The sequence below is a fragment of the Nonomuraea angiospora genome (assembly GCF_014873145.1).
GTDB classification, from domain to species: Bacteria; Actinomycetota; Actinomycetes; order Streptosporangiales; family Streptosporangiaceae; genus Nonomuraea; species Nonomuraea angiospora.
Genome location: NZ_JADBEK010000001.1, coordinates 5,269,720 through 5,295,636, shown reverse-complemented (window position 1 = coordinate 5,295,636; position 25,917 = coordinate 5,269,720). Strand labels below are relative to the sequence as shown.

The following is a 25,917-nucleotide window of genomic DNA, read 5'->3' as shown; positions in this document are numbered from 1 at the left end:
AGGCGTGGACGAGGACGGCGTTGGCCGGGGTGGGCCGCGGGTCGCAGCCTGTCGGCACTGTCGGAATGACCTGCCCGGCCGCGTACTCGGACCACAGCCTGGTCTCGAGGTCGGTGAGCGACGAATACGTCGCCCCGTTGCTCTGCCCTGTCGAGTAGCGAATCACCGCGTCGGCGCCCATCGCGGTCTACCGGCTCCCTGCGCCGCCTTGCCCTGGCGAGCGATCGGTCAACTGTGTCCTACTTTTCCTCAATCCACGCCAAGGTGTATGAAGTTCCACCTCAATAGCATCAAAGTCATGCCAGAGAAGCGATATACAGCGGCTGACCATGGGCGCGGTGCGCGGCGGTGGACGGGGGGCGCATGACCGAGCCTGCCGTGACGATTGCGGCGTACTACTTCCCGAACTACCACGTCGATCCTCGCAACGAGCAGTGGCATGGCGAGGGGTGGACCGAGTGGGAGTTGATGAAGCGGGCGACCGCGCGGTTCGAAGGGCACCAGCAGCCCCGTGTCCCGCTCCATGGCTACCAGGATGAGGCCGATCCGGCCGTGATGGCGGCCAAGATGGCGATGGCCACCGAGCACGGTGTCGACGCCTTCCTCTTCGACTGGTACTGGTACAGCGACCGTCCTTACCTGGAGCGGCCACTGGAGTCGGCCTTCTTGCGGAATGCAACGGCCTACGACATGAAGTTCGCGGTGATGTGGGCGAATCACCACTGGAGCAACATTCATCCGTGGAAGTCCGCGACGCCGGCCGTGCACCTGGAGTCCGGCAGCGTCGACGCGCGTCAGTTCGAGGCGGCGACCGACTATCTGCTGGAGCGGTATTTCAGTCACCCGGCCTACCTGCGCATCGATGACCGGCCTTACCTGTCCATCTACGACCTGCCGACGCTGATCGAGGGCCTCGGTGGTGTCGGCCACGCCAAGGCCGCGCTCGACTCCCTGCGCAAGCGTGCCGCTCAGGCGGGCTTTCCGGAGATCCACCTGAACGCCATCGCCCGGGAACAGCCCGTCCTTCCCCAGGACGGTGTCGCGATCGACGGGGTCGCGCCGCTCGTCAGTCAGCTCGGCTTCGACAGCGTGACGTCCTATGTCTGGGTGCATCACCACGCGATGCCGACGCTCCTCACCCCGTATGCCGACATCCTGGCCGAGGCCGAGGAGGGCTGGGAGACCTTCGCCGGGACGTACGACCAGCCGTACTTCCCCAACGTGACGGTCGGATGGGACCCGTCACCGCGAACGGTCCAGTCGGACCGATACAACCCGGGCCTCGGCTACCCGCACACCAACACCATCTCCGACGCCACCCCGGAACAGTTCGGGCGAGCGCTGGAGAAGGTGCGCGCGTTCGCCGAGAGGACCGGGGTCCCGCTGGTGACCATCAACGCCTGGAACGAATGGACCGAAGGCAGCTACCTCGAGCCCGACACCGTGCACGGATACGGACACCTCGAGCAGATCCGCCGCGTGTTCGGGACCCGGCGCTGAGCCGAACAGTCCGCCGCACGGTCACAGCGGTGCGGGCACCGCGCAGCGAGTCGCGTCGGGCAATCGAAGATCACCCGTGGACCCACGGCTTGATACGGCAACGAGAGGATGTGGCTGTCTGATGAGTGGCGATGCCGGTCCGCAATCGCCGGCCGATGATCGTCGGCTTTCCCCCTACACCGGCTGGACACGGCGGCACCTGCAGCACCTCGCCGACCGGTCGCTGCTGGCGTTGCGGCCCTGGTCGACCCCCGGGCACGCGCGGTTCGACCTGCCTGGACCGCCGTCCGATTCGGGGCCGATCATCGGTGGGCTGGAAGCGTTCGCACGTTCGTTCCTCGCGGCCGGTTTCCGGCTGTCAGGAGCGGAGTCCGATCCGCATGATCACGCCGGCTGGTACGCGCGCGGCCTGGCCACGGCCACCGATCCGGCGTCCTCGGAGCGGTGGCCGTCGCTCGCGGATGCCGCGCAGGCACGGGTCGAGGCGGCCGTGATCGCGATCGCGTTGCACGAGTCGCGTCGATGGATCTGGGACAGCCTGACGCCCCGGGTACAGGAACAAGTCGTCGACTGGCTGGCGGGCTCCATCGGCAGCCGGTACCCCGACAGCAACTGGCTCTGGTTCCACAATGTGACCCAGGCCTTCCTGCGATCCGTCGGCGGCCCGTACGACCAGGCGAAGATGGAGGAGAACCTCGAGTTCCTGGACAGCTGCCATCTGGCCGACGGCTGGTACAGCGACAACCGGCCGGACGGGCGCGGGGGCAATATCGACTGGTACGCCGGCTGGGTGATGCAGCAGTTCTCGCTGTGGTACTGCCGCGTCTCCGCCGGTGAGCCTGGCACAGCCGAGCGTCAGGCCGTGTACGCTGAGCGACTCAAGGCGTATCTGACCGGCGCGGGAGCGTTGTTCGGCGCGGACGGTGCGCCGCTTCACCAGGGCCGGTCCCTGTCATACCGCCATGCGGCGGTAGGTGCGCTGTGGACGGGAGCGGTCTTCGACGCCAATCCGTACTCGCCTGGCCGGCTTCGTCGTACCTGTATGGGCGCCGTCAAGTACTTCGTCGAGCGAGGTGCGTTCGACGAGGACGGTCTGCTCAGCCCGGGCTGGCTCGGCCGATTCGAGGCGATGCGTGAGTCGTACATCTCGCCGGGTTCGCCGTACTGGGCCAGTCTTGGGCTGACCGGGCTGGTGCTGCCGGAATCCCATCCGGTATGGGCGGATGTTGAGCAGCCGGCTCCGATCGACCTCGAGGACCGGGTCGGTGCCATCCGGCCGATTGGGTGGCTGGTCTCCGGCACCGCCTCGGACGGTATCGTCCGGGCGATCAACCACGGCGTCGATTACAGCGGCGTGGTGCCCGTGGCCGAGAGACCGCTCTACAACCGATTCGGCTACTCGACCGCCACTGCTCCCGTGCCGCTGTCCGACGGGTCGGCAGGGAAGGCGGTGGACAACCAGGTCGCGTTGATCGACCGGCGCGGACGCTGGTCTCAGCGCCCGGTATTCGACTTGATCAGTATCGACGATCATCGAGCCGAGAGCCGACACGTGGCGAGATTCGCCCGAGCTGAGCCGGGTGAAGGGTTCGACGAGGGGCCCGAGCTGACGTGTGTCTCGCTGGTGCGCGGATCGGTCGAGGTACGAGCGGTGCGGATCGGGTCCGCTGTCCGGGCCGAGGCTTTGGTGATCTCCGGATTCGCGGTCCCGCGAAAGCCTGCGCCGGGGGCCAGAACGGACCTCGTGAGCGCGGTGGTGCCGCTGACGGACGGTGGGTCGATCGGCATCGCCGTCCATGCTGTCGAGAATGCGTTCGGCGCCGATCTCGAAGTCCCGTGGTGCCGGTTCGACGCTCCGGAACCCGATCGATGGTATGTGGCCGCGGTCAGCTTGGGCGACCGCGCGCCCAGCTGGCCGACCGTCCGCCCGGACGCTTCCGGGCAGCCGGTCGTGACGTGGCCGAGCGGCGAGATCGAGCGCGTCTGATCGCCGACGTCATCACCGTCGGACCGCGTCTGGAGGTGGACCGGCTTCACCCGGCAGATCCACCTCCAGCTCTGCGGAGTTGACGTCAGGCGCTGATGGCGAGCCCGTCACGATCGACTCGTCGCCGCAGGGGGAGCCCGCGAATCAGCCGGTCGAGCTCGTCGAGCGCACCGTCGGCCATTCGGCGGGTCTCAGCGCCCTGCGCGCCGGCGATGTGGGGCGTGATCATCACGTTGGGCAGATCGTAAAGGGGCGAGTCCGCTGGGAGCGGCTCGGGATCCGTGACATCGAGGATCGCGTGGAGCCGGCCGCTGACGCACTCGGCCTCGAGCGATGCGGTGTCGATCAATGCGCCGCGCGCGGTGTTGATCACCACGGCCTGGTCAGGAAGGGCTGCCAGCTGAGCGGCGGCGATCATGTGCCTGGTCGCCGGTAGCGCGGGTGCGTGCAGGGACAGAATGTCCACCCTCGAGAGCAGCTCTTCCAGCGGCACCAACTTTGCCCCGAACCGCGCGACCTCGTCGGCGTCGGCGTACGGATCGGCCACCAGACAGGTGGCTTGGTGCATGACGGTGTCGATCAGCTCCGCCACCTTGCGTCCGATCCGAGAGAATCCGACCAGTCCGATGGTCAGGCCCGAATTGCCGAGCGCGCCGCGGGCGGACTGACAGGACGACCAATCCGCTCGATACTCGCGGGCGTCGGCAGCCAGGAACGGCGCCTTCTTGCCGGCCATCAAGATCGCAGCCAAGGTGTACTCGGCCACCGGCTCAGCGTTGAGATCGGCGCTGTTGGAAACAACGATGCCGCGGTCCCACAGAGCGTCACTGACAAGCCCGCGGACGCTGCCGGCCGCATGCAGGATCGCCCTGAGTCTCGGCATCCGATTCAACAGGCCGGCGTCGAACGGCGGCGCACCCCAACTGGTGATCACGACCTCCACCGTGCCGAGTTGATCCTGGATCTCCGGAGTTTCCAGCGAGGGCACCCAGACCGGAGAGGTGCGGTCGGCCAGCGCCGCCAATCGTTCGCGCTGTGCCGGTCCGAATTGAACGGCCCAGATGTGATCCGCCATCACCGCGACGGTCTTCGGCTTGCTGTTGTTTTTCATTTACCTGTTCCTGGCTCGAGGCAGCATGGGTTGCCGGATCGGGGCCGCAAGGATCTGCCGGAATTCGCGCGGACCTGATTCCGCGGCGGCGATTCGGGTCGGTGCGGCGAGAGCAACCGTACGGGCATGTGCCGACCTGGGCCAGGGGTGCCGGCGACTCGTGCCAACCCTGTCCTAGTTTTGGTCAACTCTGTCGGTGGTGCCGGTCGTTACCGATCAATAACATCCCAGCAATACCCGGAAACGACGCGGGCATCGCCGGTGGGGCGGTGCCGTCAAATTCTGAGCCGATGGGCTTGCTGCCGATGCGCGAGAAACAATGATTACCGTATATCGCTCTCCACATTGCCATGACGAACACGACCCGGGTCGCGACTCTCCGCGCCCCGACCTGAGCTGCGGCAACACGCCGGCGGAAGCCGGGACGCCATGGCCATGATCGTCGAGGGCAGGCCCTCGACCGCGGGCACTGCCGCAGTCGAGACCGGGAGGTCACGGCGGTTCCAGCGGCTACGCCGGGACAAGGTGCTGGTCGCGCTCGGCCTGCCGGGTGCGATTGCCTTGATCTTGTTCCAGTACTTTCCGCTGCTCGGCAACATCATCGCGTTCCAGGATTACGAACCGTACCTGGAAATCACGGAGGCGCCGTTCGTCGGACTGGAGAACTTCTCGTTTCTCTGGGACGGGAACCCGGCATTCCTGTCCGCCGTCGCCAACACATTGATCCTGACCGTCGTGCAGGCCGTCTTCGTATTCCCGATTCCCTTGCTGCTGGCGTTGCTCTTGAACAGCCTGGCCGGTGAGCGACTGAAGCGGCTGCTGCAGTCGATTCTCTATCTGCCGCACTTCCTGTCATGGGTGATCGTGGTCGCGATTTTCCAGCAGATGCTCGGCAACGCGGGCATGCTGAACACGTTCTTGGTGCAGAACGACCTGCCGATGGTTCACGTCATCGGTGTACCCGAGCTGTTCAAGGCGCTGCTCACCGCGCAGGTGATCTGGAAGGACGCCGGCTGGGGAACGATCATCTTCCTCGCCGCCATCGCTCAGATCGACCAGGAGCAGTACGAGGCCTCGGCGGTCGACGGCGCGAACGGCTGGCAGCGGCTCTGGCATATCACGCTGCCCTCCCTGAAGGGGATCGTCATCCTGTTGCTGATCCTGCGTCTCGGCGACAGCCTGTCGGTGGGCTTCGAGCAGATCATCCTGCAGCAGGGCCCGGCGGGGATCGAGTCCAGCGAGGTACTGGACACCTGGGTCTACAACTACGGCATCGTCGGCGGCGACTGGGGCATGTCGACCGCCGCCGGCCTGGTCAAGAGCGTCGTCGGGGTCCTCATGGTGATCGGTGCGAACAAGCTGGCCCACGCGTTCGGCGAACAGGGGGTCTACCGGAAATGAGCACGATCGAATCGTCTGCCGCCGCTCGGGCGCGATCGGCACCCGGCGGCAAACGTCCGGTCTGGATGGAGCGGCCGAACCCCCTCCTGCAACTGGTGAAGGCGGTCGCACTCGGCGTCGCCGTCCTGCTGGTCATCATCCCGTTCTGGTCGGTGATCGCGACCTCGCTCGCGGACAAGGAGGCGATCGCCGCCTCCGGCGGTGGCATGGTGCTGTGGCCGGGCAGGATGTCGTTCGAGGCGTATAAGGCGATCTTGTCCGGCGGAGTGGTCACGCGGGCCCTGGGCATCTCGATCGCGATCACCGTCGTGGGGACCGTGTTCTCGCTGGCCGCCACCACCGGGTTGGCGTACTGGCTGTCCAGGCGTGGAGCGGTCGGTGTCCGGCCGATGACGACGCTGGTGCTCGGTGCCGTCCTGTTCAGTCCCGGGCTGATACCCAGCTATCTCGTGGTGAAGCAACTCAGCCTGCTGGACTCCTGGTGGTCCCTGATCTTGCCGGTGATGGTGAACGCCTTCAACGTGGTCGTGATGCGGGCGTTCTTCCAAGGGCTGCCGCGAGAGCTGTTCGAGTCGGCGGCCATCGAGGGCGCCTCCAGCTCCGCCACCTTGATCAAGATCGTGCTACCGCTGTCCAAGGCCGTCCTCGCCGTCGTGGGCCTGTTCTACGCGGTCGGCTATTGGAACGCGTTCTTCAACGCGATGCTGTACATCCAGAGCACGGAAAAGTGGCCGATATCTCTGGTCCTGCGCACGTACGTGGTGAACCAGACGACCATCGGCGGTGAGCAGGTCGGCGCCGGGGCCGAGGTCATGCCTCCGCAGCTTCCGCTGCAAATGGCGATCCTCGTCGTCGCGCTGGTTCCGATCCTGGTCGTCTATCCCTTCTTGCAGCGGCACTTCGCCAAGGGAGTCATGACCGGCGCGGTCAAAGGTTGACATGCACGGGCGGCCGACAGCCGCGTGTATCCGATCAGGAGGAAGAAATGTCAGAAAAGGCATTTGGGCGCCGGTCGTTTCTGGCGGGCGCAGGAGGAGCCGCGGTGTTCCTGGGCATGGGATCGCTCGCCGGATGCGGCAACGGCGGCGCCGGGCGCCAGGGAAACTCGGCGGCGTCGAACAGCAAAGTCGTCCTGCCGGCCTATATCCCCTACACGGGGCTCACCCCCGACCTTCCGGCAACTGCCGACGGGGTCGAGGCGGCCTTTCGCCGTTTCCCCAAGGAGCGGCCCAGAGCGGTGGCGGACAAGCCAGGGAACGGCGAGACGATCACCGGGATGAGCCAGACCTACTATGCCGTCCCGCCGGGCGTCGGCAGCAACAGTTATTGGGCCGGCTTGAATGATCGGCTCGGTGTCGACCTGAAGCTCCAGATGGTCGCCGCCGCCGACTACGCGCAGAAGTTCGCCACCACGATCGCCGGTAACGATCTGCCCGACGTCATGCAGCTGGGGGTGGCGGCCAACCTGCCGTTGCTGCTGGAGAAGCGGTTCGCCCGGCTGGACGATCACCTCGCCGGCGATGCGATCAAGAAGTATCCGAACCTTGCCAACATCCCCACCCAGCACTGGAAGGGCACAGTGTTCAACGGTGGGATCTACGGCATACCGATCCCCCGTGGAGCCGTCAGCGTCTACCACTACATTCGCCAGGACCTGTTCGAAGCGGCCGGGGTGTCACCCGAGCCGAAGGGCCTCGCCGAGCTGACCGAGACCGCGAAGGCCCTGACCGACCCGAAGGCGAGGCGCTGGGCCTTCGGCAGCTGGGGAGGGGTGCGGGAGTATCTGCTCATGATGAACAAGGCGCCGAACGGCTGGCGAGAAGAAGGCGGACGGCTTGTCCATCAGTTCGAGACCGAAGAGTACAAGCAGGGAATCGCCGACCTGGCCCAGCTGTGGGCGGCCGGTGTGATGCACCCCGATGCGTTCTCGGACCAATTTCCAGCACAGAATCTGTTCACCGCGGGAACCATTGCGATCAACTGCTTCGACGGTTACCTCGGCTGGCGCCAGTACATCCAGAACGGTGCCGCCGACGAGAAATTCAAGCTCGCTCTGATGCCCGTCTACACCCGCGACGGGAGCGAGCTGGCTCCGTGGTTCCGCGGCTATATAACAAACCTTTCGATCACCGGGCTGAAGAAGCAGAGCGACCCGAAGAAGATCGAACTCATCCTGCGGATGCTGAACTGGCTGGCCGCTCCCTTCGGCACGGAGGAGTACGTCTATCGGATATACGGTCAGGAAGGCGTCGATCATACGGTCAGTCCCGACGGCGACCCCAAGCTTACGCAGACCGGCCTGACGAACACGGTCCTTCCGATCCGCTACCTGTCCGATGCCCCAGCCGTCATCTATCAGCCAGGCCGGCCGCAGGACGCCGACATGCAGTACTCGTACCAGAAGAAGGTACTCGCGAAGGGGACGGCCAACCCGACGGTCGGCCTGTTCTCCGACACCCACGCCTCGAAGAACACGGCGGTCGAAAAGGCCTTCAACGATGGCGTGAAGGAGATCGTCCAGGGACGAAAGCCGATCGGCACGCTGGACGACCTTGTCAAGACGTGGCGAAGCAGCGCCGGTGACGCCATGCGCAGGGACTACGAAGGGCAGCTGTAAAGCCGAAGGCCGGCTGTCGCCGCTGCTTGCCGCGCCGCTCTAACCGTCACTCCGGGGCTCGAATCGTGCGCCGCTCACTGGCAAGGGGAGCTCCGGAGGGGAGTGGTAGTGGGCCTGGCCGGCGAGAGCACGCCTTCTGTAGGCGGATGGGCTGAGGCCGTAGGCGGTCTTGAATCGTCGAGCGAAGTAGCCGGCGTCGTCCCAGCCAAGTTGGGTGCCGATGTGGGCGATCGGTTGATCCGTCTGCACCAGAAGTCTGGCCGCGGCCTGTGCGCGCAGCCGGTTGAGGTAGGCGATCGGTGGCGTGCCCAGATCGCGCTGGAACAGCCGGACGAGATGCGTTCTCTCCGTGCTCGTGGCGGCGGCGAGTTCTGCGAGCGTCCAGGCGCGACCTGGTTCGTTCTCCATCAGCTGCGCGGCCCGGGATACGGCGGGGTGGAGCGAGGTGATCGTGCGACGGTGCGTCGAGTGGTCGGCGGACCAGGAACGGTTCAGGATGTCGAGGTAGATCAGTAGATGCCCCACGACCTGGATGCGCGAGCGCCGCGGGGCGGCCACATCGCTCATGCTGTGCAGTTCGGCGATCGCCATGCTCAGGTCATAGGGGCTCAGCTGGACGCGCTGCGGCAGCGGCAGGGCCGATGTGTGCACCGTTCTCATCAGCGGCAGTTCCGCGTCGAGAAACGACAAGGTGCTGTCGATCAGCTCTGGAGCGACGAAGCAGTCGAAGACCACGAGGTCCTCGCACTGGCCGTAGGCGTGCCATTGGTTCGGCGGAATCACGACGGCGGATCCTGGCTGGAGGGGGTGGTCGCCGTCGGCTGCAATGTGCAGCCCGTGTCCGCGGGTGACGAGGGCTATTTCGAAGAAGTCGTGGTCATGTGCCGCAAGGTCGGTGTCGAGCCGGTGGCGGTCCGCCCAGACCGGCAGGCCGTCCGGGTTGAAGACGGCGGCTCTCTCGTAGCGAGGCTTCGATCGGCGGTAAGTCAATTTCGTCCTACTTTTCCTCAACATTGTGCCGTTTTGCCCGGTTCACTCTCCAATAACATCACAGTTATGTCCAGGCGATGGACAGCTGGCATGCGATGGGCCTTGCCGGATGGAGCGGCGGAATGCGCTATTCCCGTACGGTGTCGGTTCCGTCCGGATCCGGCTCGGCCGGGGTCCCGGTGCTCGATCTCGGCCGGGTACGCGGCACCAGCTGGTCTCGGGTCTGCTCGGCCCCGTCACCCTGCTCACCCCGCAGGCGGGTGACGATCGGACCGTACGGCGCCCCGGGCTCAGCCCTTGAGGGCGCCCGACAGCATGCCGCGGATGAACTGCCGCTGGAAGAACAGGTAGAGCCCGACGATGGGCAGCGACATGAGCACCGCCGCGGCGGCCAGCAGGTTGACCTGCACGAGGTGGCGGCCCGAGAACGTGCCGAGTCCCAGCGTCAGCGGCTGGTGCGCGGGATCGGCCACGAGGATCAGGGACAGGAAGTAGTCGTTCCAGGTCCACATGAAGCTGAGCACGACGAACGTCAGGATGGCAGGGCGGGAGATCGGCAGGTAGATCCGCCACAGCCGCGTCCAGGAGCCGGCGCCGTCGAGCTCCGCGGACTCCGCGATGCCGGCCGGCATCGTGCGGAAGGCCGCGCGCATCCAGAACGCGCCGAAGCTCACGCCCGTGCCGATGTGGGCGAGGATGATGCCCTGGTAACCATCGGTGAGGTCGAAGGCCAGGAAGTCGTAGTACAGCGGCACGATGATCGACTCCATCGGGATCATGATCCCGAGCAGCATGAGCGGGAAGAGCGCCTTCTCCCCGACGACGCCGAGCACGCCGAAGGCGTACCCGCTCATCACCGCCAGCACGGTGGAGACCCCGACGACGGTGCCGGTGATGATCACGCTGGAGCGCAGGTAGCGGGCGAAACCGGCCTGCTGCCACGCGGTGGCGAAGTTGGACCACTGTGGATGCGCGAGGTCGAGCGTGCCGCTCGTGCTGGGGCTGATCGCCACGCCGAGGATGTACACGATCGGGAACAGCACGCTGACGGCGAGGAGCGTCAGGAACGCGTAGTTGAAGATCTTTTCCCGGGTGGAGATCATCGGTTTCCGTCCTCGGAGAGCCGTACCACGACGAGCGCGATGAGCAGGGAGACGAGTGCCAGGACGACGCCGATGGCGGAGGCCGCGCCCACGTCGGGATTGGCGAAGGCGCGCTGGTACATCACGACGGTGGGGGTGATGGTCGAGGTGCCGGGGCCGCCCCGGGTGGTGAGCCACACGATGTCGAACACCCGGATCGCACCGAGCACCGTGAGGGTCACGGCGATCGCGAGTTGCCCGCGCAGCCCGGGGAGGGTCACGGTGCGGAACTCGCGGATCGGGCCCGCGCCGTCCACGCGCGCCGCGTCGTACAGCTCGGCGGGGATGGCCTGGGTGCCGGCGACGAACAGCACCATGCACAGGCCGAACGCCGCCCAGGTGCCGGCGATGCCGAGTGCGGGCAGTGCCCAGTCGTAGTCCCCGAGCCAGCCGTGGGCCAGGGAGTCGAGTCCGAGCGCGCGCAGCACCGAGTTGATCGGCCCGTCGGGTGCGTAGACGCGCTTCCACATGACCGCGGTGACCGCGGGAGTGAGCACCTGGGGCAGGAAGATGACCCAGCGGTAGACGGCCGCGCCCTTGACGTCCTTGCGGGCGGTGAGCGCGGCGCTGGCCAGGCCGAGCGTGATGGGCAGGACCGAGAAGAACACGATGAAGAAGACGGTGTGCTCGATCGCCTGCCGCAGCGCCGGGTCCTGCAGGAAGCCGAGGTAGTTGGCCAGGCCCGCCCACGACGCCGCGGTGATGCCGTTCCAGTGGTAGAAGGACAGCCACACGCCCTGGATCGCGGGGACGAGCACGACGAACCCGTACACGGCGAGAGCGGGCGCCAGGTACGCCAGTCCGAGCCACCGTCGCCTGCGGCGGTGGTTGGACGGCGCGTTCGTACGCGGTGCGGCCTGCGCGGACGCGCCGCTTGCCGGGAGCTGCTTCACGGTCGCCATGGCGGGGCTACTTCCCCAGCGTCTTCTGGAACTTGTCGTAGTCGGCCTGAGCCGCCTGGACGACCGCGTCCGGCTGGACCTTGCCGGCGAGCATGTCCTGCATCTGGGTCTGGATCGTGGTGAGCAGCGTCGGCGTGGCCCAGTCGAGGTACGGGACGGAGGCGTCGTCGGCCGAGAGCTGCGCCGCGACGGCGACGTCGTCAGCGAACAACGGGTCGTCACCGGCCGGTTTGACGGGGGCGAGCAGCGGCATCGTGGTGTTGTCCGCGGCGAGCTGCGCGGCCTCCGGGCTCGCCGCGAAGTTCATGAACGCCGCGGCGGCGTCCGGATGCGCGCTCTTGGCGGAGATGGAGAAGTTGGTGGCCGACGACGCGGTCGCGACCGGGTGGCCGCCGTCCGCGCGGGGCATCAGGAAGGACCCGAAGTTCTTGCTCTGCCCCTTCTTCAGCGGCAGCGAGCCGGAGTAGTCGAACCGGAACAGCGCCTTGCCGTCGACGAACGCCTGTGCGGCGTCCTGCCCCGGGACGGCGGAGAAGTCCTTGGTGAAGTAGCCCTTGTCCGCCCACTGCTTCAGCGCGGCGGTGGCCTGGGGAAAGCCCGTGTCGGCCACCTTCACGGCGTTCTGGGAGTAGATGAAGTCGGAGATCCTGCTCTGCTGCCCGAGGGCGTCCATCGTGGCGAACAGCGGGCCGGTGATGCCCACCTGCTCCAGGTTGCCTATGGAGATCGGGGTGATGCCGGCCGACTTCGCCTTGGCCAGCGCGGTCTCGAAGTCGGCGAAGGTCTTCGGCACGGCCGCGCCGATCCGGTCGAGCAGCGAGCGGTTGTAGTACACCTCGATGGCCGACGCCCGTGCCACCGGAGAACCGAACACCGACCCGGTGCCCATCTGCTTGCCGTCGGCGGAGAACTGGTGCTGGCGCAGGATCGACGCCGGGAACCTCGTGCGCCAGCCGTACGCGTCCGCGTAGTCGTCGAGGTTGCGTACGAGCCCGCCCTGCACCAGGGTGCCGAGCGACTGCCATCCGTTGTTGGCGGGCACGATGTCAGGAGGGTTGGCGGACCTGAGCTTCAGCGGCAGCGCCTTCATCACATCGTCCCACGGCATGGGGGTGCGCTCGATCGTGATGTCGGGGTACTTCTTCTGGAACGCCGAGACGACACCGTCGATCCAGGCGAGGTCGGTGCCGCCGGTGAAGTAGTCGAGCAGCCGGAGCTGGACCTTGCCCATCTTCGCCGGATCGGTGGCGATCGGTCCGGCCGCCGAGGTCGTCGCCGGTGCTTCGCCGGAGGTCCCTGGCACGCATGCCGTGAGAAGTCCCGCCGCCGCGAGTGACGTCGCCACGGCGGCGAGCCGCTTTGTTCTTCTGAGCGTGACCACGGTGTCTCCTGTCCTGGGGGGAGCGAGCGCCGACGGGCTCCCGGGGTTTCGACGAGCATAGGGTGACCAGACCAGTTAGTCCAGATGTCATCGAATGGTTTGTTCGGTCTTCCTGCCGGAAACGAGATGTTCACTGGTGGTCCGCCATGGCCCAGTGCGTGATTTCGGTATGTCTGGTCCACTCGTGCGTGCTACCGTGACCGCCATGAGCACCGGTGTGGACACAGAAGCGGGCAGCGCCGTCATGGAGACCTACCGCAGGCTCAATGACGCTCTGCGGCGGGGCGTGTTCCCGGCGGGCGGGCGGCTTCCGGGGGAGCGTGACCTGGCCGGAAGCCTCGGCGTCAGCCGTTCGACGCTGCGCCACGCCCTCGCTCGGCTCGCCGACGAGGGCAAGCTCGAGCGCTCCGCCCAGCGAGGCTGGTTCGTCGCCCGCAGCGTCGTCGGTGAGCCGCCGAGCACCCTCCAGAGCTTCTCGGAGATGGCCAGGGCCCGCGGCCTCACCCCGACCTCGGAGATCCTGCGGCGGCATGAGCGGCCGGCCGGCTTCGAGGAGGCCGAGCAGCTCGGCATCGCCCCGGCGGCGCGTGTCCTGGAGCTGCGCCGGCTGCGCAGCCTCGACGGGGTGCCGGTCTGTCTCGACACGAGCGTGGTCGTGCTGTCCCAGGCGGCGGCGCTGGCCGACATGGACCTCACTGATCGCTCCCTGTACGAGACTCTTGAGCGCGAGTGCGGCATCCGCATCGCGCGCAGTTCCTACACCGTGCGCGCGGACGCCGCCGACGAGGAGATCGCGCGGTTCCTCCAGATCGAGCCGGGCGCCCCGGTGCTGGTCGGCGAGGAGGTCACCTATGCCGATGACGGCACTCCCATCCTTTCCGGGCGCATGATCTATCGCAGCGACGCCTACCGCTTCCAGGCCGACCTGTTCCGCCCCATCTGAGCCGCGCCCCGTCACGGCCCAAGCCGTCGAGGGCAGGCCCGGCCGCCACCGTGGACGCTTCATGGCGCTCCTCTCAAGATCAGGTCTCGAAGAACGCCTTCGGTGGGAGCGTGCCCATGAGGCGGTCCAGGACCGCGCCCGTCAACGGCACGCCGCCCTCGCCCAGGGCGTCCAGGGCCGCCCCGGCGACAGGGGGGAGCGCGCTCCGGTGCGGCACCGCGCCGGGCACGTGCGCGGGCAGCTCCGCCAGCATCGCCTCGGCCACGGGGGAGGCGTCGGCCATGAGCACCGACCCGGTCAGCACCACGCCGACCGCTCCTCCCGCAGAGGTCAGGCCGGTACGGCGAGCGGCCACGCCGGCGTACGTGGCGAGATGGCGGCCCTGGGCCCGCACGATCTCCACCGCGACCGGATCGCCGGCGGCCGCCGTGGCGGTGACGACCCGCGCGCACCCCGCCTTCTGCGGGTGGGTGGCGGCACCTTCCCGGCGGGTGAACCAGTGGTTCAGCTCGGCCACCGAGGACAGGCCGTAGTGCGCCGGCAACGCCGCGGTCAGCGCCGTTTCCCGGCCGAGGCCGAGCTCGGCCAGGTTCACGGCACGAAACGCCTCGCTCGCCAGGCCGAGTGCGCCCATCGCGTGCTGGCCCCACCAGCCCATGTCCCACAGGGCTCCGTCCGGGCCGCGCGCCGCGATCGCCGCGGCGGTGCCGGCCGCGACCGCGATGCCGACGCCGGACGGCTCGCCGCATCGGATCGCGGCGTATCCGTCGTTGAGGATCGAGCGGGACGGGTAGCGTCCGGCCAGGGCGTTCTCCCAGTAGGCCCGGTCCTCCGGCCAGTCGACCCCGGCCAGCCGGAAGGCCGCGCCGACTATGTCGGCGCGGCTCGCCCCCGCCTGGGCGAGGGCGGCGTCGATCGCGGCCAGCACCTCCGCCACCGCCGCCTCAGGACCGGCCGCGCCGTAGATGTCGCCGCAGCCGGACCGGCCCGCCCCGGCGATCGTCCCGGCCACGTCGCAGACGAGCGCGGCGGTCTTGCTGTTGCCGGCGTCGACTCCGAGGTAGAGCGCGCTCATGGTCAGGGGATCAGCCGCTCGGGCAGCCAGGCGGCCTGGGCCGTGGCGAGTTCGCCGTACAGTGCCTCGGCGACCGTGAGTGAGGGGACCAGCGGGTTGGCGGCCATGGCGCGTACCGCGTCGGCGACCGTGCCGTCCCAGGCCGCCTTGGCCGTGAGGATCTGGTAGTCGGCGAGCTGGCGGGTGATGCCGAGGACGGAGCGGGGCAGCGGCTTCTGCGGCTCGGGGTGGAAGCCTTTCGCGTCGACGGTGCCCCACAGCTCGACCACCGTGCGCTCGTCGAACCCGGGGAGCACGCCGCCGGTGTTGGGGATGTTGAACGGCAGTCGCGCGCCGGTGTCGTTGTAGAACGCGCTGATCGCCTCGATCGCCAGCTCCAGCTCGTGAATGCCGCCGCGTGAACGCGCCGGGTCGAGCTCTGGCGCGCCGGACTCGGCCTGCTCGCGGTAATGCGCCCAGTAGTCGTCCAGCGAGCTCATGATGACCTCCGACCGGGTCATCGGTGCGAGCTGCCGTTCGCGGAGGATCTCGTCCTTGAAGTAGTAGTAGTTGAAGTAGTCGGACGGGATCGACTCCATGGCCACGGCCAGGTGCAGCGCGCGCAGGCCGTTGACGTCGTCGGTCGGCCGGTCCCGCAGCGCCTCCCAGCGCTCGCGCAGGATCGGGAAGGCGTCCTGGCCGTCGTAGGTCGCCTCGTTCGACCAGCAGTTGTGGTTGATCCCCGTCATGTTGGCGACCAGCTTGTCCGGGTCGAGGCCCGCCGCCTTGGCCACGACCGGCGGGAAGACGATCGGGCCCTCGCAGAACGAGACGATCGGGATGTCGGTGTTGTCGGCCACGGCCTGGGAGACGATGTTGACGGGGTTGGTGTAGTTGAAGATCCGCGCCTTGGGCGCGACGTCGGCGAGGTTCGCGCACAGTTCCTTGATCACCTGAACCGAACGCAGCGCCATCATCATTCCGCCGGGGCCTTGCGTCTCCTGGCCGATGACGCCGTGCTTCAGCGGGATGCGCTCGTCGATCGCCCGCGCCGCGAATCCGCCGGGGCGGAAGCTGGACAGCACCGCGTCGACGTCGCGGAGTCCCTCGCGCTGGTCGGTGGTGGCGGTCACGGTGATGTCCAGGCCGGCGTTGCGTGCCATCTTCTCGGTGATCGACTTGACGATCTCCAGATGGGCGGGGTCGAGATCGATCAGCACGAACTCCGAGCCGTCGAACTCCGCGCCGTGGTGCATGAACGACGCCATCGTTCCGGGAGCGCGCGACGAACCTCCGCCGAGGTACGCGATCTTGATGCGGGCCATCTGTCTCCTTCAGGGTCTCGATAGAGGGTATGCGCAGGTCAGGGACGGTCCAGCGCGGGCTGTCCCGCCGCCAGGCCGGTCGCCTCGTCGGCGAGCAGGCGGGGGCGGGCGCAGTCGCTCAGGACGGTGGCGGGCCAGTCGGGGTCGTAGCCCTCGGCCGCGGCGAGCCGGCGCGCCGCCTCGGACTTGTCCGCGCCGTGCACCACCATCACGACGCGCTTGGAGAGATCGCGGATGGTCGCCACACCCACGGTCACCCCGTACGCGGGGACCTCGTCCAGCCCCCGGAACGTCGGGAAGGTGACGAGGTTGTCGCGGCGGGTCCGTTCGGCCAGCGTCACGACGCGAGTGCGAGCGTCCGCGCCGGTGCCGGCGGGGTTGAAGGCGACGTGCCCGTCGCTCGAGCCGGAGGCCAGGATGAACAGGTCGACGCCGCCGATGCCCGCGATCCGGCGGTCGTACTCTCCGGGATCCGCTGGATCTGGCACCCAGAACCTGTCGGCGGCGATGCCGCGATCGGGGGCGGCCGCCGCGTTCAACGGCTCGACGATCTCGGCCCGCCCGAAGCGCACGCAGCTGTGCGGCAGGTCGGGGGCGATGCGGCGGAACAGGCCGGTGGCCCCGTCGCGGACGACGTACTCGTCCATCATCACGATGACCACGTGGCCCAGGTCCATCTTCCTGGCCGCGACCTCGCCCGCGAGCGCCGAGTAGGTGCTGCGCGCGCTGCGTCCGCCGGGACAGCCGAGAACGTACGGCCGGCCGTCGCGGGCGGCCTCCTCGATCCCCGTCGCGATCTCTGCGGCAAGGACACGTCCCAGGGCCTCGGGATCGGGGAAGACGGTCGGCGGCACGCGCACAGGCTTGACTCCTCTTGTGGACCAGTTATACCAGGCACCCTAGCTTGGTCTGTCTGGTTCACGCAATGGGCCGGACCTGGGGGTGGCGGAGAGCTTGGTGGTGGTACGGCGCCGTCACCGGACCGGCCGGGTCCGGCGCGCTGATCGGCGCCGTCGGCCGAACCCGCACCAACGCCGGCAGTAACAGGCGCAAAAACGCAGGCGACCCTTGACGTGCCGCAACCGAGCAGCCTAGCCTCGCTGATAAGTGATTATCAGAGAGTGATAGAACATCCCGACGCTCCGGGGTGACCGCTCTCGGTGCGCGGGAGGAGTTGTCGCATGGAATCCGTGGGGATTTCTGCCCGGGGAATCGAAATGTGTTTCTCCCGACGCGGGTCGAGACGCGCCGCACAAACCGTGCTGCACGATCTGGATATCGATATCGCGGCCGGCAGTTTCGTCACCCTGCTCGGCCCTTCCGGGTGTGGGAAAAGCACGCTGCTGAAAATCCTGGGCGGAATTCTCGCGCCCACCGCGGGTGCGGTGAGCATCGGCGGGCGCCCGGCGGCGGAAGCCGTCAAGGCGCGCCGGATCGGCCTGGTGCCGCAGCGGCCGGCGCTGCTGCCGTGGAAGTCCGCGGTGCAGAACGCGAGCATGCTGCGGCAGATCGCGACCGGGGAGCGGGCGTCCCAGGCGGCGTCGGCGGCGGAGTCGGCGCTGGAGCTGGTGGGGCTGGAAGGGGCCGCGGGGAAGCTGCCGCATGAGCTGTCCGGGGGCATGGCGCAGCGCGTGTCCATCGCCCGGGCGCTCGCCATGGACCCGGCGATCCTGCTGATGGACGAGCCTTTCGGCGCGCTGGACGCGATCACTCGCGACGAGCTCAACGAGAAACTGGCCGAGATCTGGGCGGCCACCGGCAAGACGATCCTGTTCGTCACGCACTCCATCTCCGAGGCGGTGTTCCTGTCCGACGTGGTGCACGTGATGGGCGTCAACCCGGGCCGGATCCTGGAGACGCTGCCGATCGGCCTGCCCCGGCCGCGCACCCGGGCGGTGTTCGACGAGCCCCTCTTCAGCGAGTACGCCGCCCGTCTGCGCGAGCGTCTTGAACCGAAAGCGACGGTCTGACGATCATGGCAATCTCAACGGACGCGAAAATAGCGAACAAGGCCCGGGCCGGTGGCGGCGCCGAGCCGGGGGAGGCCATTCGGGCATGGTGGTCCCGGGCCTGGCCGAGCATTCTGGTTTTCCTCGGCGCGTTCGTCGTGTGGGAACTCGTCGTCCGGGTGTTCGGGATCTCGAATTTTGTCCTCGCCAAACCGAGTGAGTTTCTCGCGGAAATCGTGGAATCGCGTGAGAGCCTTCTGGAGGCCGCCTGGGTGACGACTCAGGAGATTCTCTACGGGTTTCTGCTGAGCGTGGCGGCGGGCGTGACGATCGCTGTCGCAGTTGTCCGGTTCAGCTGGTTGGAACGCGCGGTATATCCGCTCATCGTGCTCTTCCAGGTGGTGCCGAAGGTCGCCCTGGCCCCCATCTTCATCCTGTGGTTCGGTTACGGGCTGGCGCCGAAGCTCACGCTGATCGTGGTGATGGCGTTCTTCCCCATCACGCTCAACCAGATCGTCGGGTTGAAGGCCGTCGATCAGGATCTGCTGCTGCTGATGCGCTCGGTGGGTTCCAGCCGCAACCAGATCCTCACCCGCATCCAGATCCCCGCATCGCTGCCGTACCTCTTCGCGGGCATGCGCATCGCGATCACGCTGGCCGTCATCGGCGCGGTGGTCGCCGAGTTCGCCGGCGCCGAGAAGGGGCTCGGATATCTCATCCAGTTCGCGTCCACGCAGCTCGACACGCCGCTGATGTTCGCGGCGCTGACGCTGGTGTCGGTGCTCGGTCTGGTCCTCTACTACGGCATGTCGCTGGTGGAGCTCGTCCTGCGCGGGCGGTTCCCGCACATCCGATCCGAAACCGAGTAGCCCCTCCGCCCCCCTCCGCTTGCGCGCAAGGAGTCACCATGTCCATCTCCCCTTCTCGCGTGAAGCTTCTTGGCTTCGCAGGTTCCGCCGCCGCCCTGTTCCTGCTCACCGCCTGCGGTGGCGGGGGCGGCGAAGACAAGGCCGGGGCGAGCGGGCTCGACACCGTCACGGTGCAACTCGACTACCAGCTCCGCGGCGGTCATGGCATGTTCTACGTGGCGCAGAAGCTCGGCTACTTCCAGCAGGAGCGCATCGAGGTCGAGAGCATCAAGCGCGGCACCGGCTCCCCGGACGCGTTGCGCACGGTGGGCACCGGGCGGGCCGACTTCGGCTTCGGCGACCTGCCGTCGCTGGTCACCGCGCGGTCCCAGGGGGTGCCGGTGAAGGCGCTGGCGGCGGTCAACCAGGCCTCGCCGCTCGGCATGTGCTCGCTGAAGCGCAATCTGGAGCTCAGCTCGGTCGCCTCGCTCAAGGGACGTACCGTCGGGGTCCACTCCGCGGGCTCGACGTTCATCTTCTACCAGGCGCTTCTCGCCGCGAACAAGATGCAGCGCGGCGAGATGAAGGAGTTCACCGTCACCCCGCCGTTCGAGAACTACCTGATCCAGGGGCGAGTCGACGCGGTGCCGTGCTACATCGACGCCGAGGTGCCGCAGCTGGAGGAGGCGGCGGGCGGGGCCGGGACGCTCAGCGTCCTGCTCGGGTCCGACGCCGGTTACGACGTCTACGGCTCGGGACTCTTCGCCGGCGACGAAATGATCAAGAAAAATCCGGATCTGGTGCAGCGTTTCACCAACGCCTACCTGAAGGCGTTCACGTATGTCCTGGACCACCCGGCCGAGACCGCCAAGCTGCTGAGCGAGACCGCTCCGGAGAACGCGAGCAAGGCCGGCCTGTTCCAGAAGCAGTTGCAGGCCGATATCGACCACACCTTCACCAGCGACGTCACCACGGCGAACGGCCTTGGCGCGATGGACGAGGCCGAGTGGCAGTCCACCATCGACGTGCTCGCGGGCCAAGGGGTGCTGAAGGGGGCCAAGCCCACCACCAAGGACGTGTACGACGACACCTTCGTCAAGGCGTACGGCGCGAAGAACTGACGCGAGGACACGGGGACCGAGGACGAGAGCGAGGACATGAAGAACACGGTTAGCGGCAACGGAAACGGCCGGCACGCGGAGATCGCCGGAGCGGGATTCGCCGGGCTGACCGCAGCCGCCGCTCTGGCCCGGCGAGGCTGGACGGTGCGGGTCCACGAACAGGGGCCCGAGCTGCGCGAACAGGGCGCCGGGATCGTCCTGTGGCACAACAGCCTCAAGGTGCTGCAGGCGATCGGCGCCTACGACCAGGCGCTGGCGGACTCGATGACCCCGCCGTACTACGAGACGCGGGTCCAAGGAGCGAGCGTCTCGCACGAGCACTTCGACGGTCTGCCCTGGCGCACGATGACCCGCCCGCACCTGCACAAGACCCTGCTGGACGCGGCGCTGCGGGCGGGCGCCGAGATCCACACCGGGTCCCGGGTGGTGTCCGCCGACCCGCGTGGCACCGTCACCCTGGCCTCCGGCGAGACCCTGACGGCGGATCTGGTGGTGGGCGCGGACGGGGTGAAGTCCCAGGTACGCGACGCGATCGGGTTCACTCAGGACCGCTGGAAGACACGCGACGGGATCACCAGGTTCCTGGTGCCCCGGCACAAGGACGAGCTCGGGCCAGGCGAATGGGACAACGTCATCGACTTCTGGAACCTGGAGCCCAGGTACCTGCGGGTCCTGTACGTCCCGTGCAACGACCGCGAGCTGTACATCGCGCTCGGCGCGCCCGCGGCGGACGAGCAGGGCAGCCGCACCCCGATCGACCTGGACCTCTGGACGTCGGTGTTCCCCGAGCTCACGCCAGTGCTGCGATCGGCGGCCAAGGCCGCCGACCCGCGGTACTACGGCTACCAGACCACCGTGGTGGACGAATGGAGCGCGGGCGTGGTGGCGCTGGTCGGCGACGCGGCGCACGCCATGTGCCCGGCGCTGGCCCAGGGCGCCGGCTGCGCGATGGCCAACGCGTACACCCTGGCCGTCGCCGCGAGCGAGGCGCCTGACGGCGAGATCGAGGAGTCGCTGGTGCGGTGGGGCGAGCTGGAGCGGCCGATCACCGACCGGTGCCAGCAGCGGTCGGCGGACTACGCGGCGACGCGCGGGATGGCCCAGGGCAACCAGTTCACCGTGGAGAACCTGGAGACCGCCAGGTACGACCCCACGGACCCCGACCGCCATTCCGTGAGCGCCTGATTTAGAGGCTTGGAAGGAAATATCGCAATGAATGCTGATAAAGCCGTGTACGAGGCATACCGGGTGCGCCGCTGGGTGAGCTCCGTGGAGGAGATCCTGCACGAGAACGGCCCGGTCACGGCACAGCCCCTGGTCAAGGCCGTCGTCGGGGTAGTGATCGAGAACCCCTTCGCCGGCCGGTACGAGGCCGATCTGACCCCGCTGACCGCGCCCAGCGCCGCCCTCGGCACCGCGCTGGGCGAGAGGGCGGTGGCCCTGCTGGGCGGCCATGAGGTGCAGAGCTACGGCAAAGGCGGCATAGCCGGCCTGAACGGCGAGCAGGAACACGTCGTCGCCTGCGTCACCACGATCTTCGGCAACGCGCTGCGGGACGCGGTGGGCGGCGGTTCCGCCTGGATCTCGTCGGCCACCAAGACCGCCGCCGCCGGGACGAGCATCGACATTCCGCTGGCGTACAAGGACGAGCTCTACGTCCGCTCCCATTACGACGCCGCCACCCTGACCGCCCCCGACGCCCCCCGGCCCGGCGAACTGCTCATCTGCGTCGCCGTCGCGACCGGCGGGCGAGTGCACGAGCGGGTCGGCGGGCTGACCGTGGCCGAGACCCGCGCCTGATCTTCAGCTACCCATGGAGGAGACCATGTCCAACAGCGACGCCCTGTATTCCCAGGACGAGTCGATAGGAACCGTGCTGAACGAGGTCGCCCGGGCGCACCGGATCCTCGAAATGGAAGGCCACGGCGACATGTCGATGGGGCACCTTTCCTACCGCGATCCATTCGGCCGCGGCCTGTGGCTGAAGAAGGGCAACCTCGGGCTGGAGGAGGTCACCGCCGCCGACTTCATCCTCATCGACTTCGACGGGAACGTACTCGAGGGCCAAGGGCTGCGGCACCTGGAATGGCCGCTGCACACCGAAATCATGCTGGCCCGTCCGGAGGTGAACGTCGTCGGCCATTCGCACCCGTTCAAGGCGACTGTGTTCGGCGCGGGCGACATCGAGTTCTCCGTGGTCAACAACCATGGCGTGTACTTCGCCGAGCACGGAGTGCCGCGATTCGCCGCCACCAGCCACATCATCACCACCCAGGAACTCGGCAAGCAGCTCGCCGCCACGCTGGGCAGCGCGGACGCCGTGCTGCAGGCCAATCACGGAGCCTCGTTCGTGGGCCGGAACATCAAGGAGGCCACGCTCGCCGGGATCTTCCTGGAGAAGGCGGCGGACTTCCAGCTCGCGCTGCTCGCGTCCGGGATGTCGTACGAGGTGCCGGATCCGGAGGAGTCCCGGGAGAAGTTCCGCCGCATCTATCCGGAGCGGGCCAAGAGCAATTTCTGGATGTACTTCAACCGCAAGCTCGACCGGTTCGAAGCCTGATCCTTTTCGAGAACAAGGAGACGTCGATATGACCATGCCGAGAATCAGCGCCGTGATCGGCTCCGGGAGCATGGGCCCCGGCATCGCCGCGCTGCTCGCCCGCTACGGCTCCGAGGTACGCCTCAACGACATCAGCGAGGACGTCCTGGCTCGGGCCGAGGGCATCTGCGCCGGCGCCGAGAAGGTGCTGGACGAGCTGGGCGTCCCGGTAACGCCGGGCGGCTCCATCGCCTACGAGTTGGACCAGGCCAAGGCACTCGCCGGCGCCGGCCTGGTCATCGAGGCCATCCCGGAGAAGATCGAGCTGAAGAAGACGGTGCTGCGCCAGATCGAGGCCGCCGTCGCTCCCGACGCGATCATCGCGACGAACACCTCGGGCATCCCGATCTCCGACATGGCCGTCGTGATGGACCACCCCGAGCGCTTCATCGGCATGCACTGGTCCAACCCGCCGCACCTCATCCCCATGATCGAGGTGGTGAAGGGGGAGCGCACCGCAGAGGACGTGGAGGCCAGGCTCATCGAGATCGTCCAGGCTTTCGGCTACGAGGCGGTCGTCGAGAAGGAGGTCCCCGGCTTCATCGAGAACCGGATCCTGTACGCCATCCTGCGTGAATGCCTCTCGCTGGTCGAACAGGGCGTGGCCTCCCAGAAGGACCTGGACACCTGCGTCAAGTGGGGCATCGGTTACAAGCTCGCCGTGATCGGACCGATGCGCCTGCTCGACATGGCCGGCCTCGACATCTACGAATCGGTCGCCTCTTACCTGAACAAGGACCTCTCCAACGAATCGGGAGTCTCCTCGCTCATCACCGACCTCACCAAGCAGAACAAGCTCGGCATGAAGACCGGCGACGGCATGTACGCCTACGGCGAGGGCGACGTGGCCGCCAAGCGCGGCGACATCGTGCGCGGCCTCGTCACCGTGCGCAAGGCGCTTTCCTCCATCACCCCCGTCTGACCACGGCAATGCGGACCATCAAGAACCTGGCCTACATCCGCGCCGGGGGCGTCAGGCTGTGCGTCCGGGACCGGGGTTCGGGGGCGGCGGTCGTCCTGCTCCACGGCACCACGGCCAACCTCGGCGTCTGGGACGCGGTGGTCGAGCGGCTGGGCGACGGCCTCCGGACGATCGCCGTCGACCAGCGCGGGCACGGCCGCAGTGACAAGCCCGCCGCCGGCTACGGCGCGGCGGACTACTGCTCCGACGTGCTCGCGCTGGTCCGGGCGCTGGACTGCGGGCCGGTGGTGGTCGCCGGGCACTCGCTCGGCGCGCGCAACGCGATCGTGCTCGGCGCCCTGCACCCCGAGGTGGTGGCCGGGGTCGTGGCCGTGGACTACACGCCGTTCGTCGAACCCGAGGTGCTCGGCGACCTGGAGACGCGGGTGCGCGGCGGCGACCGGCTGTTCGCCTCCGAAGCCGACATCGAGGACTATCTGCGCGCCCGCTACCCGCTGATGCCCGTCGACGCCGTGCGCCGCCGCGTGACCTACGGATACGTCGAAGACGGCGCCGGATTTCGCGCGCTCGCCGACCCCGCGGCGATGGTTCACACCGTGCGGGGCCTGCGCACCGACTTCGCCGAGGAGACCCGCCGGATCACGGTGCCGGTCACCCTCCTCCGCGGCGAACACAGCAAGATCGTATCCGCGTCGGCGTACGCCGCCACCAAGGCCCTGCGGCCTGATTTCCGGGCCGTGGAATTGCCCGGCCTCGATCACTATGTGCCCGAGGAGTCGCCCGGCGCGGTGGCGGACGAGATTGCCCGAATACTGAAAAAGGAATGACCCCGATGCCGTTGAACATCAAAGACCTGACCATCGCGCCCCGCCATTTCTCCGTGGGCGACCGCATTCCCGACCGGCACACCGGCTATCACGACAATACGGCCCCGGACCTGGAGATTTCCGGTGTCCCCGAGGGCGCCGTCGAACTCGCGCTGATCGTCCACGACCCCGATGCCCCCCTTCCGCACGGCTTCACGCACTGGATCGTGTACGGCATCGATCCCGCGACCACCGTCATTTCCGCACCTGGCGGCGGTGCCGCGTACCGGGAAGGGCCCAACGGCCTCGGCGAGAAAGCGTACACCGGCCCTCAGCCCCCGCCCGGCCACGGCGTACACCACTATTATTTCTGGCTGTACGCTCTGGACAGGCCGGTCACCGGCGACCCGACGAGGGAGGAATTCCTCGTCGCGTACGGCGGAAACGTCATCGAACAGAACCGGTTCGTGGTGACGTTCTCCGCCTGACCTGTCAATTGTCGGAAATCAGAGGGGGCATGGTGTTGGCAGGACGGGAACGAACCCCGGGCGTGGACAGCGCCCGGCGAGTTCTGAAAATCCTCTTGTTGTTCTCCGAGGAACGCCCGGTGCTCAGCGTCGAGGAGATCGCCCGCGAGGTGGACATATCCGCCCCCTCCACCTACCGCTTTCTCGCCTTGCTGCGTGAAATGGACCTGGTGGAGGAGAGCGGCACCGGCACCTACGCCCTTTCCCCCCGCGTTTTCCTGCTGACCCGCGCCGCCGAACAGGCCTTTCAGGCGTCGAAGGCCTTGCGCCCCTTGGTGGACCGCCTCTCCAAGGCCACCGGCGAGGCCGCCCTGGTCATCCGCCGCGTTGGCGACTACGCCACGTGCGTGGAGATGAGCCAGACCGAACACGCCATCCGGCTCTCCTTCGTCCCCGGCCAGATCATGAGCCTGCATCGCGGCGCCGGTCCCAAAGTGCTGCTGGCCGCCATGGGTGAAAACTGGGCGGCCCGCTATTTCGACCGCCTCGAGCCCAGCCCGCCCCTCTCCGAACGCAACACCGTCCTGGCCGATCTGCCTGCCATCGACTCGCAGGGCTGGGCCAAGAGCGCCGCCGAGGTGGACGAGGGCGTCTGGGCGGTGGCGGCCCCCATCACGATCGCCGGACGGGTCGTCGCCGCGGTGACGGTCGCCGGTCCGGAGTTCCGCATCGACGAGTCCCGCGCCGAGCAGATTCTGCAAGAGGTCGTCTCCGGCGCCGAGGAGATCTCCCGCACCCTGAGCACCTGGCGCCAGTGAGCCGGCCCTGAGATTCGGCCGTGGTCAACCAGCC

24 protein-coding genes are annotated in these 25,917 nt (G+C 67.8%); 16 read left to right on the top strand and 8 right to left on the bottom strand.

The window, feature by feature from the left end:
- Positions 1-363 precede the first annotated feature (363 nt).
- Entirely contained in the window at positions 364-1,500 is a 1,137-nt protein-coding gene (locus H4W80_RS23890; RefSeq protein WP_192787136.1) for a glycosyltransferase WbsX family protein, read from the top strand.
- 121 nt (positions 1,501-1,621) lie between these two features.
- Positions 1,622-3,487: a DUF2264 domain-containing protein gene (locus tag H4W80_RS23885; RefSeq protein WP_192787135.1), complete on the top strand. Its 1,866-nt coding sequence runs from the start codon at positions 1,622-1,624 to the stop codon at positions 3,485-3,487.
- 85 nt (positions 3,488-3,572) lie between these two features.
- Here the strand turns inward: H4W80_RS23885 and H4W80_RS23880 are convergent, their stop codons facing one another.
- Positions 3,573-4,598, bottom strand: coding sequence for a hydroxyacid dehydrogenase (locus H4W80_RS23880; protein ID WP_192787134.1), 1,026 nt, complete (start codon positions 4,596-4,598; stop codon positions 3,573-3,575).
- A 429-nt stretch (positions 4,599-5,027) separates the two neighbouring features.
- Between H4W80_RS23880 and H4W80_RS23875 the strand changes: the two genes are divergently transcribed.
- The 3 genes from H4W80_RS23875 to H4W80_RS23865 all read left to right on the top strand — a co-directional run bounded on the left by H4W80_RS23875 (position 5,028) and on the right by H4W80_RS23865 (position 8,616).
- Positions 5,028-5,999 carry an ABC transporter permease gene (locus H4W80_RS23875; RefSeq protein WP_192787133.1) on the top strand — a complete coding sequence of 324 codons (972 nt, stop codon included), beginning with the start codon at positions 5,028-5,030 and terminating at the stop codon, positions 5,997-5,999.
- 95 nt (positions 6,000-6,094) lie between these two features.
- Complete coding sequence (locus H4W80_RS23870; protein WP_318787026.1) at positions 6,095-6,937, top strand: carbohydrate ABC transporter permease; 843 nt, start codon at positions 6,095-6,097, stop codon at positions 6,935-6,937.
- 47 nt (positions 6,938-6,984) lie between these two features.
- Positions 6,985-8,616 (top strand): extracellular solute-binding protein, encoded by a 1,632-nt coding sequence (locus H4W80_RS23865; RefSeq protein WP_192787131.1) that lies wholly within the window; start codon positions 6,985-6,987, stop codon positions 8,614-8,616.
- Positions 8,617-8,655: 39 nt separating this feature from the next.
- Here H4W80_RS23865 and H4W80_RS23860 read toward each other — a convergent pair whose 3' ends face one another.
- The 4 genes from H4W80_RS23860 to H4W80_RS23845 all read right to left on the bottom strand — a co-directional run bounded on the left by H4W80_RS23860 (position 8,656) and on the right by H4W80_RS23845 (position 13,031).
- Positions 8,656-9,606, bottom strand: coding sequence for a helix-turn-helix transcriptional regulator (locus H4W80_RS23860; protein ID WP_192787130.1), 951 nt, complete (start codon positions 9,604-9,606; stop codon positions 8,656-8,658).
- A 290-nt stretch (positions 9,607-9,896) separates the two neighbouring features.
- Complete coding sequence (locus H4W80_RS23855) at positions 9,897-10,709, bottom strand: carbohydrate ABC transporter permease (RefSeq protein ID WP_192787129.1); 813 nt, start codon at positions 10,707-10,709, stop codon at positions 9,897-9,899.
- Positions 10,706-11,650, bottom strand: a complete 945-nt coding sequence (locus H4W80_RS23850) for a carbohydrate ABC transporter permease (protein WP_192787128.1) — start codon at positions 11,648-11,650, stop codon at positions 10,706-10,708. Before H4W80_RS23850 ends, H4W80_RS23855 begins: the two co-directional genes overlap by 4 nt.
- A gap of 7 nt (positions 11,651-11,657) precedes the next feature.
- A complete protein-coding gene (locus H4W80_RS23845; protein WP_192787127.1) occupies positions 11,658-13,031 on the bottom strand; it encodes an extracellular solute-binding protein in 1,374 nt (457 codons plus the stop codon).
- A 205-nt stretch (positions 13,032-13,236) separates the two neighbouring features.
- Here H4W80_RS23845 and H4W80_RS23840 point away from each other — a divergent pair, with 205 nt between their 5' ends.
- Positions 13,237-13,974: a GntR family transcriptional regulator gene (locus H4W80_RS23840; RefSeq protein ID WP_192787126.1), complete on the top strand. Its 738-nt coding sequence runs from the start codon at positions 13,237-13,239 to the stop codon at positions 13,972-13,974.
- A gap of 79 nt (positions 13,975-14,053) precedes the next feature.
- Here H4W80_RS23840 and H4W80_RS23835 read toward each other — a convergent pair whose 3' ends face one another.
- The 3 genes from H4W80_RS23835 to H4W80_RS23825 are packed head-to-tail and all read right to left on the bottom strand — an operon-like array spanning position 14,054 to position 17,213.
- Entirely contained in the window at positions 14,054-15,049 is a 996-nt protein-coding gene (locus H4W80_RS23835; protein WP_192787125.1) for a BadF/BadG/BcrA/BcrD ATPase family protein, read from the bottom strand.
- Between the two features lie 2 nt (positions 15,050-15,051).
- Positions 15,052-16,353: a family 4 glycosyl hydrolase gene (locus H4W80_RS23830; RefSeq protein ID WP_192787124.1), complete on the bottom strand. Its 1,302-nt coding sequence runs from the start codon at positions 16,351-16,353 to the stop codon at positions 15,052-15,054.
- Positions 16,354-16,391: 38 nt separating this feature from the next.
- The gene (locus H4W80_RS23825; protein WP_192787123.1) at positions 16,392-17,213 is read right to left on the bottom strand and encodes a 6-phosphogluconolactonase; all 822 of its coding nucleotides are present in this window, start codon (positions 17,211-17,213) and stop codon (positions 16,392-16,394) included.
- A gap of 321 nt (positions 17,214-17,534) precedes the next feature.
- Here H4W80_RS23825 and H4W80_RS23820 point away from each other — a divergent pair, with 321 nt between their 5' ends.
- The 10 genes from H4W80_RS23820 (at position 17,535) to H4W80_RS23775 (ending at position 25,883) form a co-directional block, all read left to right on the top strand.
- Positions 17,535-18,323 carry an ABC transporter ATP-binding protein gene (locus tag H4W80_RS23820; RefSeq protein ID WP_225963623.1) on the top strand — a complete coding sequence of 263 codons (789 nt, stop codon included), beginning with the start codon at positions 17,535-17,537 and terminating at the stop codon, positions 18,321-18,323.
- Positions 18,324-18,328: 5 nt separating this feature from the next.
- Entirely contained in the window at positions 18,329-19,171 is an 843-nt protein-coding gene (locus tag H4W80_RS23815) for an ABC transporter permease (RefSeq protein WP_192787122.1), read from the top strand.
- A gap of 59 nt (positions 19,172-19,230) precedes the next feature.
- A complete protein-coding gene (locus H4W80_RS23810; protein WP_318787025.1) occupies positions 19,231-20,271 on the top strand; it encodes an ABC transporter substrate-binding protein in 1,041 nt (346 codons plus the stop codon).
- A 36-nt stretch (positions 20,272-20,307) separates the two neighbouring features.
- Positions 20,308-21,456 (top strand): FAD-dependent oxidoreductase, encoded by a 1,149-nt coding sequence (locus H4W80_RS23805; protein ID WP_225963622.1) that lies wholly within the window; start codon positions 20,308-20,310, stop codon positions 21,454-21,456.
- Positions 21,457-21,483: 27 nt separating this feature from the next.
- Positions 21,484-22,071: an amino acid synthesis family protein gene (locus tag H4W80_RS23800; protein WP_192787120.1), complete on the top strand. Its 588-nt coding sequence runs from the start codon at positions 21,484-21,486 to the stop codon at positions 22,069-22,071.
- A 25-nt stretch (positions 22,072-22,096) separates the two neighbouring features.
- Complete coding sequence (locus tag H4W80_RS23795) at positions 22,097-22,831, top strand: class II aldolase/adducin family protein (protein ID WP_192787119.1); 735 nt, start codon at positions 22,097-22,099, stop codon at positions 22,829-22,831.
- Positions 22,832-22,859: 28 nt separating this feature from the next.
- On the top strand, positions 22,860-23,792 hold the full coding sequence (locus tag H4W80_RS23790; protein ID WP_192787118.1) for a 3-hydroxyacyl-CoA dehydrogenase NAD-binding domain-containing protein: 933 nt from the start codon (positions 22,860-22,862) through the stop codon (positions 23,790-23,792).
- Between the two features lie 8 nt (positions 23,793-23,800).
- Complete coding sequence (locus H4W80_RS23785; RefSeq protein ID WP_192787117.1) at positions 23,801-24,619, top strand: alpha/beta fold hydrolase; 819 nt, start codon at positions 23,801-23,803, stop codon at positions 24,617-24,619.
- Between the two features lie 5 nt (positions 24,620-24,624).
- Positions 24,625-25,086, top strand: coding sequence for a YbhB/YbcL family Raf kinase inhibitor-like protein (locus H4W80_RS23780; RefSeq protein ID WP_192787116.1), 462 nt, complete (start codon positions 24,625-24,627; stop codon positions 25,084-25,086).
- Between the two features lie 62 nt (positions 25,087-25,148).
- The gene (locus tag H4W80_RS23775) at positions 25,149-25,883 is read left to right on the top strand and encodes an IclR family transcriptional regulator (RefSeq protein WP_318787024.1); all 735 of its coding nucleotides are present in this window, start codon (positions 25,149-25,151) and stop codon (positions 25,881-25,883) included.
- The last annotated feature ends 34 nt before the right edge of the window (positions 25,884-25,917 follow it).